Annotated in this window: 14 protein-coding genes; 10 read left to right on the top strand and 4 right to left on the bottom strand. The window is 66.8% G+C overall.

Features of this window, described 5'->3' with window-relative positions:
- Nucleotides 1–12 precede the first annotated feature (12 nt).
- The gene (locus tag ACQR1F_RS22500) at nt 13–2,079 is read left to right on the top strand and encodes a prolyl oligopeptidase family serine peptidase (protein WP_434913898.1); all 2,067 of its coding nucleotides are present in this window, start codon (nt 13–15) and stop codon (nt 2,077–2,079) included.
- 197 nt (nt 2,080–2,276) lie between these two features.
- Here ACQR1F_RS22500 and ACQR1F_RS22495 read toward each other — a convergent pair whose 3' ends face one another.
- Nucleotides 2,277–2,954 (bottom strand): DUF938 domain-containing protein, encoded by a 678-nt coding sequence (locus ACQR1F_RS22495; RefSeq protein WP_434847317.1) that lies wholly within the window; start codon nt 2,952–2,954, stop codon nt 2,277–2,279.
- Between the two features lie 188 nt (nt 2,955–3,142).
- Between ACQR1F_RS22495 and soxX the strand changes: the two genes are divergently transcribed.
- The 9 genes from soxX (at nt 3,143) to ACQR1F_RS22450 (ending at nt 12,320) form a co-directional block, all read left to right on the top strand.
- A complete protein-coding gene (gene soxX, locus ACQR1F_RS22490) occupies nt 3,143–3,436 on the top strand; it encodes a sulfur oxidation c-type cytochrome SoxX (RefSeq protein WP_315717170.1) in 294 nt (97 codons plus the stop codon).
- Between the two features lie 18 nt (nt 3,437–3,454).
- Nucleotides 3,455–3,949: a thiosulfate oxidation carrier protein SoxY gene (soxY, locus tag ACQR1F_RS22485; RefSeq protein WP_434913897.1), complete on the top strand. Its 495-nt coding sequence runs from the start codon at nt 3,455–3,457 to the stop codon at nt 3,947–3,949.
- Nucleotides 3,950–3,964: 15 nt separating this feature from the next.
- A complete protein-coding gene (soxZ, locus tag ACQR1F_RS22480; RefSeq protein ID WP_315801650.1) occupies nt 3,965–4,276 on the top strand; it encodes a thiosulfate oxidation carrier complex protein SoxZ in 312 nt (103 codons plus the stop codon).
- Nucleotides 4,273–5,121, top strand: a complete 849-nt coding sequence (gene soxA / locus ACQR1F_RS22475) for a sulfur oxidation c-type cytochrome SoxA (protein WP_434913896.1) — start codon at nt 4,273–4,275, stop codon at nt 5,119–5,121. Before soxZ ends, soxA begins: the two co-directional genes overlap by 4 nt.
- Before the next feature lie 23 nt (nt 5,122–5,144).
- A complete protein-coding gene (locus ACQR1F_RS22470; protein ID WP_434913938.1) occupies nt 5,145–5,447 on the top strand; it encodes a hypothetical protein in 303 nt (100 codons plus the stop codon).
- 128 nt (nt 5,448–5,575) lie between these two features.
- Nucleotides 5,576–7,327, top strand: a complete 1,752-nt coding sequence (gene soxB, locus ACQR1F_RS22465; RefSeq protein WP_434838143.1) for a thiosulfohydrolase SoxB — start codon at nt 5,576–5,578, stop codon at nt 7,325–7,327.
- 105 nt (nt 7,328–7,432) lie between these two features.
- Nucleotides 7,433–8,470: an MBL fold metallo-hydrolase gene (locus tag ACQR1F_RS22460; protein WP_316179393.1), complete on the top strand. Its 1,038-nt coding sequence runs from the start codon at nt 7,433–7,435 to the stop codon at nt 8,468–8,470.
- A 457-nt stretch (nt 8,471–8,927) separates the two neighbouring features.
- Nucleotides 8,928–10,151 (top strand): MFS transporter, encoded by a 1,224-nt coding sequence (locus ACQR1F_RS22455; protein WP_315801655.1) that lies wholly within the window; start codon nt 8,928–8,930, stop codon nt 10,149–10,151.
- A gap of 453 nt (nt 10,152–10,604) precedes the next feature.
- The gene (locus ACQR1F_RS22450; protein WP_434889727.1) at nt 10,605–12,320 is read left to right on the top strand and encodes an N-acyl-D-amino-acid deacylase family protein; all 1,716 of its coding nucleotides are present in this window, start codon (nt 10,605–10,607) and stop codon (nt 12,318–12,320) included.
- A gap of 4 nt (nt 12,321–12,324) precedes the next feature.
- Here the strand turns inward: ACQR1F_RS22450 and ACQR1F_RS22445 are convergent, their stop codons facing one another.
- The 3 genes from ACQR1F_RS22445 to ACQR1F_RS22435 all read right to left on the bottom strand — a co-directional run bounded on the left by ACQR1F_RS22445 (nt 12,325) and on the right by ACQR1F_RS22435 (nt 14,564).
- Nucleotides 12,325–13,005 (bottom strand): tetratricopeptide repeat protein, encoded by a 681-nt coding sequence (locus tag ACQR1F_RS22445; RefSeq protein WP_434913895.1) that lies wholly within the window; start codon nt 13,003–13,005, stop codon nt 12,325–12,327.
- Complete coding sequence (locus ACQR1F_RS22440) at nt 12,990–13,196, bottom strand: hypothetical protein (RefSeq protein ID WP_434913894.1); 207 nt, start codon at nt 13,194–13,196, stop codon at nt 12,990–12,992. Before ACQR1F_RS22440 ends, ACQR1F_RS22445 begins: the two co-directional genes overlap by 16 nt.
- Nucleotides 13,197–13,259: 63 nt before the next feature.
- The gene (locus ACQR1F_RS22435; protein ID WP_434913937.1) at nt 13,260–14,564 is read right to left on the bottom strand and encodes an MFS transporter; all 1,305 of its coding nucleotides are present in this window, start codon (nt 14,562–14,564) and stop codon (nt 13,260–13,262) included.
- Nucleotides 14,565–14,724: the final 160 nt, after the last annotated feature.

Raw genomic sequence — 14,724 nt, 5'->3', positions numbered from 1 at the left:
GGAGCTTGAGCCATGTCAATCGACGATCGTCCGACCATCGCGGCGCCCGATGACGATCCGTATCTGTGGCTCGAGGAGATCGACGGCGAGCGCGCGCTCGCCTTCGTCGCGGCGCAGAACCAGCGCACGCTCGCCGCGTTCGGCGATGCGGCCTTCGCACGCGACCGCGACGCACTAGCTGCCATTCTGGACCGGCCCGACAACATCCCGTTCGTGAGCCGACGCGGCGGGCTGCTGTACAATCAGTGGAAGGACGCGGCGCATCCGCGCGGCTTGTGGCGGCGTACGACGCTGACGGAGTTCCGCAAGGCGCAACCGCAATGGGATGACCTGCTCGACATCGACCGACTCGCCGCCGACGAAGGCGAGGACTGGGCGCTGAACGGAGTCTCGAGCCTGCCGCCGGCCCATGAGCACGCCATCCTGAGCCTGTCACGCGGCGGCAGCGACGCCGTGGTGCTGCGCGAGTTCGACCTCGCGGCGAAGCGCTTTGTCACGGGCGGCTTCACGCTCTCGGAGGCCAAGGGCAGCGCCGCCTGGCTCGATGCCGACACGCTGCTGCTGGCGAGCGCGTTCGGCCCGGGCATGGCGACGCCGTCCGGCTACGCCCGGACGGTGCGGCGCTGGCGGCGCGGCCAGCCGGTCGAGCAGGCGGAGGTGATCTTCAGCGCCGAAGGCAGCCAGTCGACATGGGTGCATGTCGGCGTCGATCGCAGCGTCGCGCCGGCACGGGTGTGGTTCGCCGAGGGCATCGACTTCTTCAACCAGCATCTCTGGCTCGGCGACGGCAGCGGCGCGCGGACCAGGCTCGATCTGCCGACCGACTGCTGGATGTCGGCGCATGGCGACTGGATGGCCATCAAGCTGCGCCAGCCCTGGAGCCTCGGCGAGGTCACCCATCCTGCGGACGTGGTGCTCGGTCTCCGGCTGTCGGCATTCCTTGCCGGGCGCCGCGATTTCACCCGCGTGTTCGAGCCCGCGCCGCGACGCGCGCTGCAGGGCCTGTCCTGGACCGGCGGCCGGCTGGTGCTGTCGATCCTCGACGAGCTCAGGGCCAGGTTCGAGGTGTGGACGCCGTCACGGGAGGCGTGGAGCTGTGAGCGGCTGCCCGGCCTGCCGGAGATCGCGACGGTGGACGTCTGGCGCCTCGACACCGACGAGGCGGAAAGCAACGGCGACCTGCTCGCCAATGTCCAGGATCCGCTGACGCCGCCGTCGCTGCAACTGATCGAGGGCTTCGCTGCACCCGTGATCCTGAAGCAGGCGCCTCGCACCTTCAGCGCCGAGGGGCACGTCGTCACACGGCACGAGGCGATCTCGGTGGATGGCGAGCGCATTCCCTACACCCAGACCGGACCGGCCGAGCTGACCGGCGACGCGCCGGTGCACATGAGCGCCTATGGCGGCTTCGGTCACACGCTGCGTCCGGCCTACAATGCGGCACTGGGCAAGCTGTGGCTCGAGCGCGGCGGCACCCTGGTCGAGGCCAACATCCGCGGCGGCGGCGAGTTCGGCACCGCCTGGCACGACGCCGGCCGCTATGCCGGCAAGCGGCTCGCGCATGATGATTTCGCTGCGGTCGCAGCCGACCTCGTCCGCCGCGGCGTCACGGTGCCGAAGCGCATCGCGGCGCAAGGCGGCTCCAATGGCGGCATCCTGATCACCAACATGCTGGTGCGCTACCCCGAGCGCTTCGGCGCCTTGTTCTGCACCATCCCGCTGATCGACATGCGCCGCTACACCAAGCTACTCGCCGGCGCGAGCTGGATCGCCGAATATGGCGATCCCGACCAGGACGAGGATTGGAGCTGGCTGCAGACCTATTCGGCCTATCACACCGCCACGCCCGGCCAGCCCTATCCGCCGATCCTGATCGCGACCACGCGGCGCGACGACCGCGTCCATCCCGGCCACGCCCGCAAGATGACCGCCAAGCTGCAGGCCATGGGCTACGACGCCTGGTTCTACGAACCCGCCGCCGGCGGCCATGGCTATGGCACCGACAACCGCGAGCGCGCCAGCTTCATCACACTCGGCACGCGGTTTCTGGCGCGGCATGTCGGGCTGGAGATGGCGTAGCGCCTACGCTCCGTTACCGTGCTGCCGGCCCCACCCACCGCTGTCGTCCCGGCGAACGCCGGGACCCATACTCCGCGGCAGGAGTTTGTCGCGAGGGCAGATGTCACGCCGATCTCGCGTCACAACTGGACCCTGTGGCTATGGGTCCCGGCGTTCGCCGGGACGACGGCGGAATTCGGAGCAGCGCCGTCGACAACTCACGACGTCCGACCGAACACCAGGATCATGTTGTTGGCCGGCATCTCCACCGTCTCGCGCAAGACGAGCCCGTTGCGCGCGGCGAGCGCGTCGAGATCGGTGATGTCGCGCACGCCCCAGTCCGGATCGCGCTCGCGCAGGGAGGTGTCGAACACGGCATTGCTGACCGCGGTGTGCTTGCCGTCACGCTTGAACGGGCCGTAGAGCACCAGCACGCCGTCCGCCGACAGCGCCTGCCCGGCGCCGGCGAACAATCCCTCCGCCACCGCCCAGGGCGCGATGTGAATCACATTGGCACAGAAGATCGCGGCGAGCTGCGAAGGCCCGCCCGCGGCGCGGAACGCCGCCGGCCAGCCGGGATCGGACAGGTCGATGCGCTGGGCGTCGCGGATGTTGGACCGCCCGGCATGCCGGCGCCACGCCGCGATGCTGGCGAGGTGGTTGGCGTTGAGATCGCTCGGCCACCACGTCAGGTCCGGGCGCTGGGAGGCGAAATGCACGACATGCTGGCCGGTGCCGCTGCCCGCCTCCAGCACGTCGCCGGTCTTGCCCGCCAGCAGCCGTCCCAGCACCGCCCAGATCGGCTGGTGGTTGCGGTGGAACGCGGCCGCGTCCAGCCGTCCGTCCGGTTCCACCGGCCGGCCGTCCCGGCCGAACTCCACGACATACTCCGCCATGCCCACTCTCCCGGCGCCAGATGAACGGCCTTCGTTAACCGCGTTGCGGCGGCCACCATAGCTGCATTGTCAGCCGATGGTCTTTATGCTTTGCAGCTCCTATATTACCGAGATCACCGAGACGTCGGAATTCCACCTTGATCACACCTGTCCTGCGTACCGCCCTGGCGATGGGGCTCTCGCTCGCCATGTCCATGGCCGCTCACGCCCAGTCCGGTGCCGTCGACGGCCAGAAGCTCGCCTTCGACCGCGGCAAGGGCAACTGCCTGACCTGCCACGAGATCAAGGGCGGCGACCTGCCGGGCTCGATCGGCCCGAAGCTGGAGAACCTCAAGGCGAGATACGACCGCGCCGAGCTGATCGCGATTCTCAACGACGAGACCAGGCGCAATCCGCTGACGGTGATGCCGCCGTTCGGCCGCAACCGCATCCTGACCGAGCAGGAAATCAGCGCCATCGTCGATTTCCTGCAGACCCTCTGATTCCGTTTGGAGACCGCCATGACTGCCTCGTTCGGCCCGTTGGCCCACCGCCGCCTGTTCCTGAAGGGCGCCGGCCTCGTCGCGCTGATCGGCCTCGGCAACGCCGTGCTGCACGCCGCGCCCGCCTTCGCGGCGACCAACGATAACAAATATCCGGAAGACGCCTTCAAGCAGAAGAACGCGGGCGACGCTGTCAAGGCGCTGTACGGCCGCGACCACGAAGCGTCCGACAAGATCAAGCTCGACGCGCCGGAGATCGCCGAGAACGGCGGCGTGGTGCCGATCGCGGTGACGACGTCGCTGCCGAACGTCACCTCGATCGCCTTCATCGTCAGCGAGAATCCGTTCGCGCTGGCGGCGTCGTACCACATCCCCGACGGCACCGTGCCCGCGGTGGCGAACCGGCTGAAGATGGCCAAGACCTCCAACGTGATCGCGCTCGTCGAATCCGGCGGCAAGCTCTACAGCGCGACCAAGGAGGTCAAGGTCACCGTCGGCGGCTGTGGCGGCTAAGGTCAGGAGATCATCATGGCATCGAGCATCCGCGTCCGCGCCGTCCTGAACGGCGACATCGCCGAGGTCCAGACACTGATCCAGCACCCGATGGACACGGGCCTGGTCAAGGACGCCAAGGGCGAACTGATCCCGGCGCACTACATCCAGCAGGTCACCTTCGTGCACAAGGACAAGACGGTGTTCCTGGCCGATTGGGGCACCGCGGTGTCCAAGGACCCCTACGTCAAGTTCGCCTTCAAGGGCGCGGCCAAGGGCGACGAGCTCAAGGTGAGCTGGGTCGACAGCAAGGGCGCGACCGACAGCCTGACGGCGACGATCCAATGAGGGCGCCGCGCCTCGCGCTGGCTGTCGCGGCCACGCTCGCTCTCGGCGCCTCCGGCGCTGCGGCTGCGGACAAGCCGAACCCGGCCGCCGACGCCAAGGCGTTCCAGGACTACTTCGTCAAGAAGTTTCCGAAGGTGCCGTTCGATGATTTCGTCAACGGGCCGTATTCGATGAACGCCGACATGCGCAAGCAATGGGAAGAGAAGGAGGAGTTCCCTCCTTACGAGTTCGCGCTCGATGCCGGCAAGGAGATGTTCGCCAAGCCGTTCAAGAACGGCAAGACCTATGCCGACTGCTTCCCGAACGGTGGCATCGGCATCCGCCAGAACTATCCCTATTTCGACGACAAGGAAGGCAAGGTCATCACCCTCGAGCTGGCGCTGAACCGCTGCCGCGAGGCCAATGGCGAGCAGCCCTATTCCTACGTCAAGGACGAGATGGCCTCGCTGACCGCCTACATGGCGTACACGTCGCGCGGCAAGCGCTTCGACATCAAGATCCCCGACGATCCGCGTGCGCTGGAGGCGTTCGAGAAGGGCAAGGAATATTTCTACACCCGCCGCGGCCAGCTGAACTTCTCCTGCGCGAGCTGCCATGTGCAGAGCCCGGGCGAGCGCATCCGCGCCGAGATCCTGGCGCCGGCGCTCGGCATCCTCAACGCGATGCCGATCTACCGCTCGGAATGGAGCGGCATGGGCACGATCAGCCGGCGCTTCGTCACCTGCAACAGCCAGACCCGCGCCGTGCCGCTGGAGCCGCAATCGGACGAATACCGCAACCTCGAATATTACCTGTCCTACGTGTCGAACGGCCTGCCGGTTTCAGGTCCGGGAGCGCGACCATGAAAAATGTCACGACGGCAAGCGTCATGAAAAAGATCGTGTTCGCCATGATGGTGTCGGCGGTCGGCGCCGGCTCCGCGCGGGCCGCGTCGGAGGCCGACTATCTCTCGGCGGTCGCGGCGGCCGAGAGCGCCAACAAGGAAGCCGGACGTCTGCGCAACCAATGGACCGTGACCCAGGCCGCACTCACCGCTGCGAAGAAGGCAGCGGAGTCCGGCAATTTCGATTCGGCGCTGAAGTCGGCGCAGGAGGCCGAGTCGCTCGCCAAGGCCTCGATCGTCCAGGCCACCAGCGAGAAGCAGCGCTGGAAGGACATGGAGATTCGCTAGAGCATGATCCGGAGACGTGGCAACCGGGCGACAACCGCCGAAGGCGTTTGCGCGAAGATCATGCTCACCCAAAGGGATGGATCATGATGCGATTCCATGGAATCGCATCATGATCTAGAACGCTGGCCATGACGATGCGGCGCCGGGATTTTCTGAAAGCATCGGCTGTCGCGGCCATCGCCGCGCCGGCGCTGCTGCGCAGCGCGACCGCCGCCGACACCGTCAGCCTGTACGACATCGAGAAATTCGGCAACGCGCGCATCCTGCACATCACGGACACGCATGCGCAGCTGCGGCCGCTGTTGTTCCGCGAGCCCAGCGTCAATCTCGGCATCGGCGAGATGTGGGGACGGCCGCCGCATCTGGTCGAGCGCGCCTTCCTCGACCGCTACGGCATCCGGCCCGACAGCGCCGAGGCCTATGCCTTCACCTCGTTCGAGTTCGAGAAATACGCCGTTCGCTTTGGACGGATGGGCGGCTTCGCGCATCTGAAGACGCTGGTCGACAAGCTGCGCGCCGATGCCGGCGACCATCGCTCGGTGCTGCTCGATGGCGGCGACCTCTGGCAGGGCACCGGCCTCGCCAATGCGATGCGCGGCGCCGACATGGTGAGCGCGGCCAATCTGCTCGGCATCGACGCGATGACCGGGCATTGGGAGTTCACCTATGGCGAGGAGGCGCTGCGCGCCAACCTCGCCCGCTTCAAGGGCGAGTTCCTGGCGCAGAATGTGTTCCTGACCGAGGAGGCCGCGTTCAACGACGCCAAGGCGTTCGATCCCGGATCGGGGCGCGTGTTCAAGCCGGCCACCATCAAGGAGATCGGCGGCGCCCGCATTGCCGTGATCGGCCAGGCTTTCCCCTACGTGCCGATCGCGCATCCGCGCCGCTTCACGCCGGACTGGACGTTCGGCATCCGCGAGGAGGAGTTGCAGAAGCTGGTCGATGGCCTGCGCGGCGCCGACAAGGTCGATGCCGTGATCCTGCTGTCGCATAACGGCATGGATGTCGACCTCAAGCTCGCGAGCCGCGTCACCGGCATCGACGTCATCCTCGGCGGCCATACCCATGACGCGGTTCCGCAGCCGGTCGCGGTCAGCAACGCCAAGGGCGCGACCTTGGTCACCAATGCCGGCTCGAACGGCAAATTTCTCGCCGTGCTCGATCTCGATGTCGGCAAGGGCCGCGTCGCCGATGCACGCTACCGGCTGCTGCCCATCTACTCGGAGCTGCTGAAGCCCGATCCCGCGATGCAGGCGCTGATCGACCAGACGCAGCAGCCGCAGGTCGCGGCCTGGAGCGAGAAGCTCGCAACATCGGACCGGCTGCTGTACCGGCGCGGCAATTTCGAAGGCGCGACCGACGACCTGATCTGCGCGGCGCTGCGCCGCGAGCTCGACGCCGAGATTGCGCTGTCACCCGGATTCCGCTGGGGTCCGACCTTGCTCGCCAACCAGTCCATCCTGCTGGAGGACGTGCTGGCGCAGACCGCCATCACCTATCCCGAGACCTATGTGCAGCGGATGACCGGCGCAGAGATCAAAGACGTGCTCGAGGACGTCTGCGACAATCTGTTCAACGCCGATCCCTATCTGCAGCAGGGCGGCGACATGGTGCGCACCGGCGGGCTGTCCTACCGCTGCGCGCCCGCCGAGCCGATCGGCCGCCGCATCTCCGATCTCACGCGCGACGATGGCCGCCCGCTCGACGCGCGCAAGAGCTACAAGGTCGCCGGCTGGGCCTCGATGAACGCGCAGGACGGCAAGCCGGTGTGGGACGTGGTCGCCAACCACCTGCGCGACGGTCAGCTGGTGCTGGTCGGAACCAACAAGGTCACGCTCTCGGGCGTCGACGGCAATCCCGGATTTGCATCGCAATCGTGACCGCGGATGGCGCGGTGCAATCCGGCCTGCCAAGCGTCCGCCGCATTGGTGACATCGGGCCGATCGTGCTAATGCCACGACGATCCTGATCGGAAGGAGGCGCCGATGATCTTCCGCCAATTGTTCGACAGCGTCTCCGGCACCTACAGCTACATCCTCGCCAGCCGCACCGGCGGCGAGGCTGTCATCATCGATCCCGTGCTGGAGAAGGTCGACCGCTACTGTCAGCTGCTGCGTGAGCTCGATTTGCGCCTGGTGAAGGCCGTCGACACCCACCTGCATGCGGATCACGTCACCGGCCTCGGCGCTTTGCGCGACCGCACCCATTGCGTCACCATCATGGGCGAGCAGACCAAGGCCGATGTCGTGGCGATGCGCGTCAGCGAGGGCGACCGGATCGCGATCGAGGGCATCAGCCTGGACGTGATGTACACGCCCGGGCACACCGACGATTCCTATAGTTTCTCGATGGGCGACCGCGTCTTCACCGGCGACACGCTGCTGATCCGCGGCACCGGCCGCACCGATTTCCAAAACGGCGATGCGCGGCAGCAGTACGACTCCATCTTCAACAGGCTGCTGCGGCTGCCCGACGACACGCTGGTCTATCCCGCGCACGACTACAAGGGCGACACCGTCTCCACCATCGGCGAGGAGCGCCGCTACAATCCGCGCCTGCAGGTCAAGTCGGTCGACGACTACGTCGCGCTGATGGCGAATCTGAAGCTGCCGAATCCGAAGATGATGGATGTCGCGGTGCCCGCCAACATGCGCGTCGGGCTGCATCAGGAGGAACTGGCGAAGCAGGGCCTGTCGCTGTCGGCACGTGAGGCGATCGAATGCCTGGGACGTCCCGACGTGCTGCTGGTCGATCTGCGCGAGGCCGCCGAGCGCGCCAAGCACGGCACGCTGTCCGGCGCGCTGCACGCGCCCTATCCTGCGATCGCCGACAATCTCAAGCCCGGCGGCATGCTGCGCGAGGTCGCCGCCGCCACCGGCCGCCGCATCGTGTTCTTCTGCGCCTATGGCGAGCGCTCGGCGATGGCCGTGCAGACCGCGCAAGCGGCGGGGCTTGCGAATACGGCACATATCGAGGGCGGACTGGACGCGTGGAAGAAGGCCGGCGGACCGGTGGTGCCGTAGGGAGTTACGCTCTCGCTCTCCTCTCCCACCTTTCGGCAGCCTTCGACCGCGCCCCACACTCGCTGTCGTCCCGGGCAAGACCGTTGACGGGAAGCGTCAGCGGGCGCCGACCCGGGACCCATACCGCGTGATCCGTCTTGAGGCAGGCTGCGTGTTGCACGACTCGCGCAACAAACATCCGCCGGTGGTTATGGGTCCCCGCGTTCGCGGGGACGACACCTGTGGTGGGGACACACCGTGCCTTCCTGCCCACAACCCCGGAACGGCGGCGGGTGACTTGCCGCCCCTGGGCCGCCGGCCGTCCCGCGCAGGTGCCATGCGCGGGCGCTCATGGACAATGAACCGCAATCCGATAGTGTGGCGTTGTGTCGCGCGCCTCTGTTTAGGCAGCATCGGCGGTTTGCCGGCAACGCGTCCTCTTTTCCATCGCTGACGACCGGAGCCACACGGATCGACCATGGCTGACGTTCTCGCCGCACCGCAACATGTCCGTGCTCCGGTCCGGGCCGCCTCCCCGCTGCGCACGCTGGCGCTGATCTCGCTGGCGCATTGGGTCAGCCACCTGCACATGCTGGTGCTGCCGATGCTGTTTCCCTACCTCAAGGAGAAGCTCGGCGTCGGCTATGTCGAGCTCGGCTTTCCGCTCACCGTGTTCGCTGTGGTGTCGGCGCTAACGCAGGCCCCGGTCGGCTATCTCGTCGACCGCGCCGGCGCCCGCCGCATCCTGCTGCTCGGCCTCACGCTCGGCGGCCTGTCGCTGGCGCTGCTCGGGTTCTACCTGACCTACACGAGCCTCGTCGTCTCGGCGGTGCTCCTCGGCCTCGCCAACGCGGTCTACCATCCCTCGGACTATGCCCTGCTGTCGGCCCACATGGACGAGAAGCGCATGGGCCGCGCCTTCGGCGTGCACACCTTCGCCGGCTATCTCGGCGGCGCCGTCGCGCCCGCGGTGATGGCGGCCCTGGTCACCACCGTCGGCGGCTCCGGCGCGCTGATCGCGGCCGGCCTGGTCGGACCGCTCGCGGCGCTGCTGCTGCTCGTCGGCAACGTGCCCGAGGTGCCGCCGCATCCGCATCACACCGCTGCCGATGGCAGCAAGGCGAAGCAGCCCAGCCTGCTGACGCCGATGCTGATGCTGCTGACCGTGTTCTTCATGCTGCTCAGCCTGTCCAACGCCGGCATCGCCAGCTTCGGCGTGGTCGCATTCATGAACGGCTACGGCATCTCGTTCTCGACCGCCAATATCGCGCTGACCGCATTCCTCGGCGCCAGCGCCGTCGGCGTGCTCGCCGGCGGCCAGCTCGCCGACCGCATCAGGCATCACAACCTGGTCGCGGCCGTCGCCTATGCGATCAACGCCGTGCTGGTGCTGATGATCACTTTCATCAACCTGCCAACCGTGCTGCTCACGGCGATTATGCTGGTCGCCGGCTTCATGAGCGGCGTGATCGCGCCGTCGCGCGACATGCTGGTGCGCAACGCCGCCCCTCCGGGCGCCGCCGGCCGCGCCTTCGGCATCGTCTCCACCGGCTTCAACTTCGCAGGCGTCGTCAGCCCGCTGCTGTTCGGCTGGATCATGGACATGAACGCACCCCGCTGGGTGTTCGGCGCCTCGGTCGTGTTCATGCTGCTGACCATCGTGCTGGCGTTCTTCACCGAGCCGAAGAAGGCCAAGGCGTAGTTTTCGACGTAGGGTGGGCAAAGCGACGCGTGCCCACCATTTGTCACCGACACCACAGCTACCAACGGTGGGCACGCAGCGCCTGATGGCGTCGCTTTGCCACCCTAGGGACAGTAAGCTATTAGTTCGTCCGCGCTGCCCGATGCAGCGCCCTCTCCCCTTGTGGGAGAGGGCATCGCCGGCGCAGCCGCGTACTCCGTCGGGTGAGGGGGCTCGCTCTGCGAAGGAAGCCGGCGGAGAGAGACCCCTCACCCGACCGAGCTTGCCGATCTGTCCTACATGCCCTCTCCCACAAGGGGAGAGGACGCAATCATGAGCACCTCTGATAGTTGCGCGACGTTTGAGACGCGCTTCCACCTCTCCATGCAACGCTGCTGTCTCTTCCCGCGTGTTGACATCATCGTGCATGCGTCGATGATGTCCCGATAATGACAATATCGGGGAAGACACGCCATGACGCAGCCAGATCTCGTGATCCGCGGTGGAACCGTTGCCGATGGCTCAGGCGGCGAGCTGCGTGAGGCGGATGTTGCGATCGCGGACGGCCGCATCATCGAGGTTGGCAAGGTCACAGCATCAGGCCGCGAGGAGATCGACGCCAAGGGCAAGCTGGTCACGCCCGGCTTCGTCGACGTCCACACCCATTACGACGGCCAGGTCACCTGGAGCCACGACATCTCGCCGTCGTCGCAGAACGGCGTCACGTCAGCGATCATGGGCAATTGCGGCGTCGGCTTCGCGCCGTGCCGGCCGGCCGATCATCAGCGGCTGATCCAGTTGATGGAGGGTGTCGAGGACATTCCCGAGCCGGTGCTCGAGGCCGGCATTCCCTGGGAATGGGAGAGCTTTCCGGACTACATGGAGTGGCTGGGCAAGCGTGAATTCGATCTCGACATCGGCGCGCAACTGCCGCATGCGGCGCTGCGCGTCTATGTGATGGGCGAGCGCGGCGCGCGGCGGGATCCCGCCACTGCCGACGACAACCGCGCGATGGCGGCGCTGGCGCGCGACGCGGTCAAGGCCGGCGCGCTCGGCTTCTCGACCTCGCGCACGCTCAACCACCGGACCTCGACCGGCGACTACACGCCGACCTTGAAGGCCGGCGAGGACGAGCTGACGACGATCGCGCAGGCCATGCACGGCGCCGACCGCAGCGTGCTGCAATTCGTACTCGACATTTCAACCATCCATGAAGACCTGCCGATGATGCTGCGCATTGCCGAGGCAACGAAATGCCCGATCTCGTTCTCGGTGACGCAGAACGACCGCGCGCCGCAGCGCTGGCGGCAGACGCTGGCCGAGATCAATGCCGCCGCCGCGCGCGGCCTGTCGGTGACGGCGCAGATCGCGGCGCGTCCGGTCGGACTGCTGCTCGGGCTGGAGCTGTCGCGCAACCCGCTGCAGACGCATCCGAGCTATCAGGCGATCGCGCATCTGCCGCTGGCCGAGCGCGTCGCCCGGATGCGCGATCCGCAGGTTCGTGCGGCGATCCTGAGCGAGCAGGCCAGCGCGACCGACGATCCGCTGTTCTTCAAGCCGAACTACGACAAGATGTACCTGCTCGGCGATCCGCCGGATTACGAGCAGCCGCCCGAGCGGTCGCTCGGCGCCCAGGCCCGTGCGCGCGGCGCTCGTCCCGAGGAACTGGCCTATGACGCGATGCTCACGGACGGCGGGCGCGGCATGCTCTACGTGCCGTTCCTCAACTATTCCGACGGCAATCTCGATGCCACCTACGAGATGCTGCGTGACCCGCGCAGCGTGCCCGGCCTCAGCGATGGCGGCGCGCATTGCGGCATCATCTGCGATGCCAGCTTCCCGACCTATCTGCTCACGCACTGGACCCGCGACCGCAAGCGCGGCGACAGGCTGTCGATTCCCTTCGTCGTCGCCGCGCAGTCGCGCAAGACCGCACTCTCCGTCGGCCTCGACGATCGCGGCCTGATCGCGCCGGGCTACAAGGCGGACGTCAACGTCATCGACTACGACCGGCTGCACCTGCATCCGCCGAAAGTGCATTACGACCTGCCGGTCGGCGGCCGCCGCCTGATGCAGGAGGTCGACGGCTACGACGCGACGATCGTGTCCGGCGTGGTCACGCGGCGCCACGGCGAGGCCACCGGCGCACGACCGGGACGGCTGGTCAGGGGGGCGCGCCGTGTGAGCTGAGACATCAACTGGCCGCGGCGACCGTCTCGGCGAGCCTTGCAAGCTCGGATCGTGCGGCCGAGTATTCGTTGAACCATGGCGGCAACGAGCGCAGGGCGATTTCGAGTGCTCTTGCGGCCTCGTCGTGGCGGCCGTTCAACAGATGCCACTCACCGATGTAGAAATAGGCTTCAGCCTGTTCGGGAGCCGTTGCGGTCGCATTCAGCACCTGCTGCGCCGTCGAACGCTCCATCAGCAGATCGAACACCGGTCCAGGCCACTGCGCCGCAGTCCAGCGCGATGCGACAGCGGCGAGGTCCGGCCTGGCGCGCCCCGACAACCGGGCGAGCGACAGGTAAAGAAACAGAACCGCATAGGGATCGAACTCGAGCGCGAGCGATCTTTCCATGTCCGCTGCCGCGGCATCGAACCTGCCGCGGCAAAACTGGATATAGCCACGCCCCCTCTGCATGATGGGGTCCTTGGGTGCGAGGCCGATCGCCGTCGTGCTCTCGACGATCGCGCGATCCGAATCGCCCTTCACGTGATGAAGGAACGCGAGTTCGCCATGAGCCGCGGCGACCCTGGGGTCGAGAGCGAGAGCTCGCGTCTGGTCATCAAAGGCGCCGTCGAAGTCGCCAAGGAGTTTCCGAGACACGCCGCGGGCGCCGAATGTCTGCGCGTTCGGCTTCAGCTTGAGGGCCAAGCCGAAATCGGCGATCGAACTGGCGTAGCTTCCCTGCCCTGAAGTGCGACACCGCGATTATGGTAGGCGTAATAATTGCGTGGGTTGAGCTGGATCACCTTGCTGAAGTGGAGGATGGCACCTGGGAAGTCCTCGATCTTCAGGCATCGCGCGCCGCGCCAGTAGTGCAGCATATGATAGAACAGGCGCATCGTGCAGGACCTCCGCAAGGATGAATGCGAGGCCGCCTCCCGATGCCCCCGGCTGGGGTTGTATCACGCAAATTCCGGCGCGACAGCCTGCTGCGCCTGCAGGCGGGCGCGTTCGCTGTTGGGCCAGAGCAGCGCCAGGCCGAGCAGGCCGGAGATCACCATGATGACCGCATTGATGGTGAAGCCCGACATGTAGCCTTCGAGCAGGCTGCCGGAGGCCTGGATCATCTTGCCCATCACCACCGGCGCCACGATGCCCGCCAGCGTATAGAGCGCGCCGTAGATCGCCATGGCGGCGCCCCGCTGCCTGACCGGCGTGAACTCGCCGATCATCGGCGGGCAGACGACGTAGATCGAGCCGCACAATCCCGATCCGACCACGAGCAGTGCGATCTTGGCCGACGCGGCGTCGACATGCGGCATCATCGCCATCAGGGCGCCGCCGATCACGAGCGGCGTCGCGCCGAGCACGCCGCGGGCCATGCGGGTGGATACGCCGCGCGCCATCAGCGTCTGCGACACGAAGCCCGTGGTCAGCACCACGCACGCGCCGAAGATCCAGGGCAGGATCGAGATGAAGCCGGCCTGCTGCTGCGAGAAGCCGAGACCCTTCACCAGGAACGGCGTGAACCAGGTGAGCCCGAGCGACAGCGCCCAATAGGCGCCGAAGGTCGCGGCAACGCAACCGACGAAGGTCCGCGACGTCAGCAATTGCAGATACGGGACGCGCTGCTCGCGCAGGCCGGCGAATTCGACCTCGGCCAGCGGCCCTTCCTTGCCCAGCCACAGCCACGCTACGCTCCACATCAGCCCGACCACGCCGAGCGCGCCGAAGGCATAGTGCCAGCCGTGATTGACAATGATCCAGTTCAGCGCGGGCACCGCGAGGATGACGCCGAACGCCGACCCCTGTGACAGGATCGCGGTCGGCATCGCTCGTTTCTCATCGGGAAACCATTTGTAGACGGCATGAACGGCCACGGACGCGGCGGGACCTTCGCCAGCGCCGAGAATGACGCGGCAGATCAGCAGCGTGGTGAAGCCGACGGTGCCGACCATCGGAAACTGCGCCACCGCCCAGATCAGCGCCAGCACCAGCAGCACCCAGCGCGTCGGCACCTTGTTGACGACGAAGCCGACGACGATGGCGGAGATCGAGAACAGGAAGAAAAAGGACGATCCGAGCAGGCCGAACTGCTCGGCGTTCAGGTTGAGCTCGGTCATGATCGGCACGCCGGCGAGCCCGACCACGATCTTGTCGGCGAAGTTCACCAGCATGAACAGGAACAGCAGGAAGGTGATCTTCCAGGCCCCCTTCGGGGTCGCGCTTGCGCGGGATGTGCCCTTCAGCGTCGTCGGCGCGGCCATGGTCGTTCCCCGTTCTGTCATGATCCGCCCCTGTCATCCGGGCGTTTCGACGATGCTACCCACGAAGCGGCTCCGCAGGCAACCGGCTCGCGCGCTAAGTTGTTGCTGCAACGCGGGAATCCGCCCTCTTGGGCTGCATCGCGATACCCTCGCAACCTGA

Origin of the sequence: Bradyrhizobium sp. HKCCYLS3013, assembly GCF_051167615.1 — a bacterium.
Taxonomy (GTDB): Bacteria; Pseudomonadota; Alphaproteobacteria; order Rhizobiales; family Xanthobacteraceae; genus Bradyrhizobium.
This window is presented reverse-complemented; position numbering and strand designations above follow the sequence as displayed.

Excerpts from the sequence above, each read along its gene's own strand:
- ACQR1F_RS22500 (WP_434913898.1), top strand. The coding sequence starts at position 13 with ATGTCAATCGACGATCGTCCGACCATCGCGGCGCCCGATGACGATCCG.
- ACQR1F_RS22495 (WP_434847317.1), bottom strand. The coding sequence starts at position 2,954 with ATGGCGGAGTATGTCGTGGAGTTCGGCCGGGACGGCCGGCCGGTGGAA.
- soxX (WP_315717170.1), top strand. The coding sequence starts at position 3,143 with ATGTCCATGGCCGCTCACGCCCAGTCCGGTGCCGTCGACGGCCAGAAG.
- soxY (WP_434913897.1), top strand. The coding sequence starts at position 3,455 with ATGACTGCCTCGTTCGGCCCGTTGGCCCACCGCCGCCTGTTCCTGAAG.
- soxZ (WP_315801650.1), top strand. The coding sequence starts at position 3,965 with ATGGCATCGAGCATCCGCGTCCGCGCCGTCCTGAACGGCGACATCGCC.
- soxA (WP_434913896.1), top strand. The coding sequence starts at position 4,273 with ATGAGGGCGCCGCGCCTCGCGCTGGCTGTCGCGGCCACGCTCGCTCTC.
- ACQR1F_RS22470 (WP_434913938.1), top strand. The coding sequence starts at position 5,145 with ATGAAAAAGATCGTGTTCGCCATGATGGTGTCGGCGGTCGGCGCCGGC.
- soxB (WP_434838143.1), top strand. The coding sequence starts at position 5,576 with ATGACGATGCGGCGCCGGGATTTTCTGAAAGCATCGGCTGTCGCGGCC.
- ACQR1F_RS22460 (WP_316179393.1), top strand. The coding sequence starts at position 7,433 with ATGATCTTCCGCCAATTGTTCGACAGCGTCTCCGGCACCTACAGCTAC.
- ACQR1F_RS22455 (WP_315801655.1), top strand. The coding sequence starts at position 8,928 with ATGGCTGACGTTCTCGCCGCACCGCAACATGTCCGTGCTCCGGTCCGG.
- ACQR1F_RS22450 (WP_434889727.1), top strand. The coding sequence starts at position 10,605 with ATGACGCAGCCAGATCTCGTGATCCGCGGTGGAACCGTTGCCGATGGC.
- ACQR1F_RS22440 (WP_434913894.1), bottom strand. The coding sequence starts at position 13,196 with ATGCGCCTGTTCTATCATATGCTGCACTACTGGCGCGGCGCGCGATGC.
- ACQR1F_RS22435 (WP_434913937.1), bottom strand. The coding sequence starts at position 14,564 with ATGGCCGCGCCGACGACGCTGAAGGGCACATCCCGCGCAAGCGCGACC.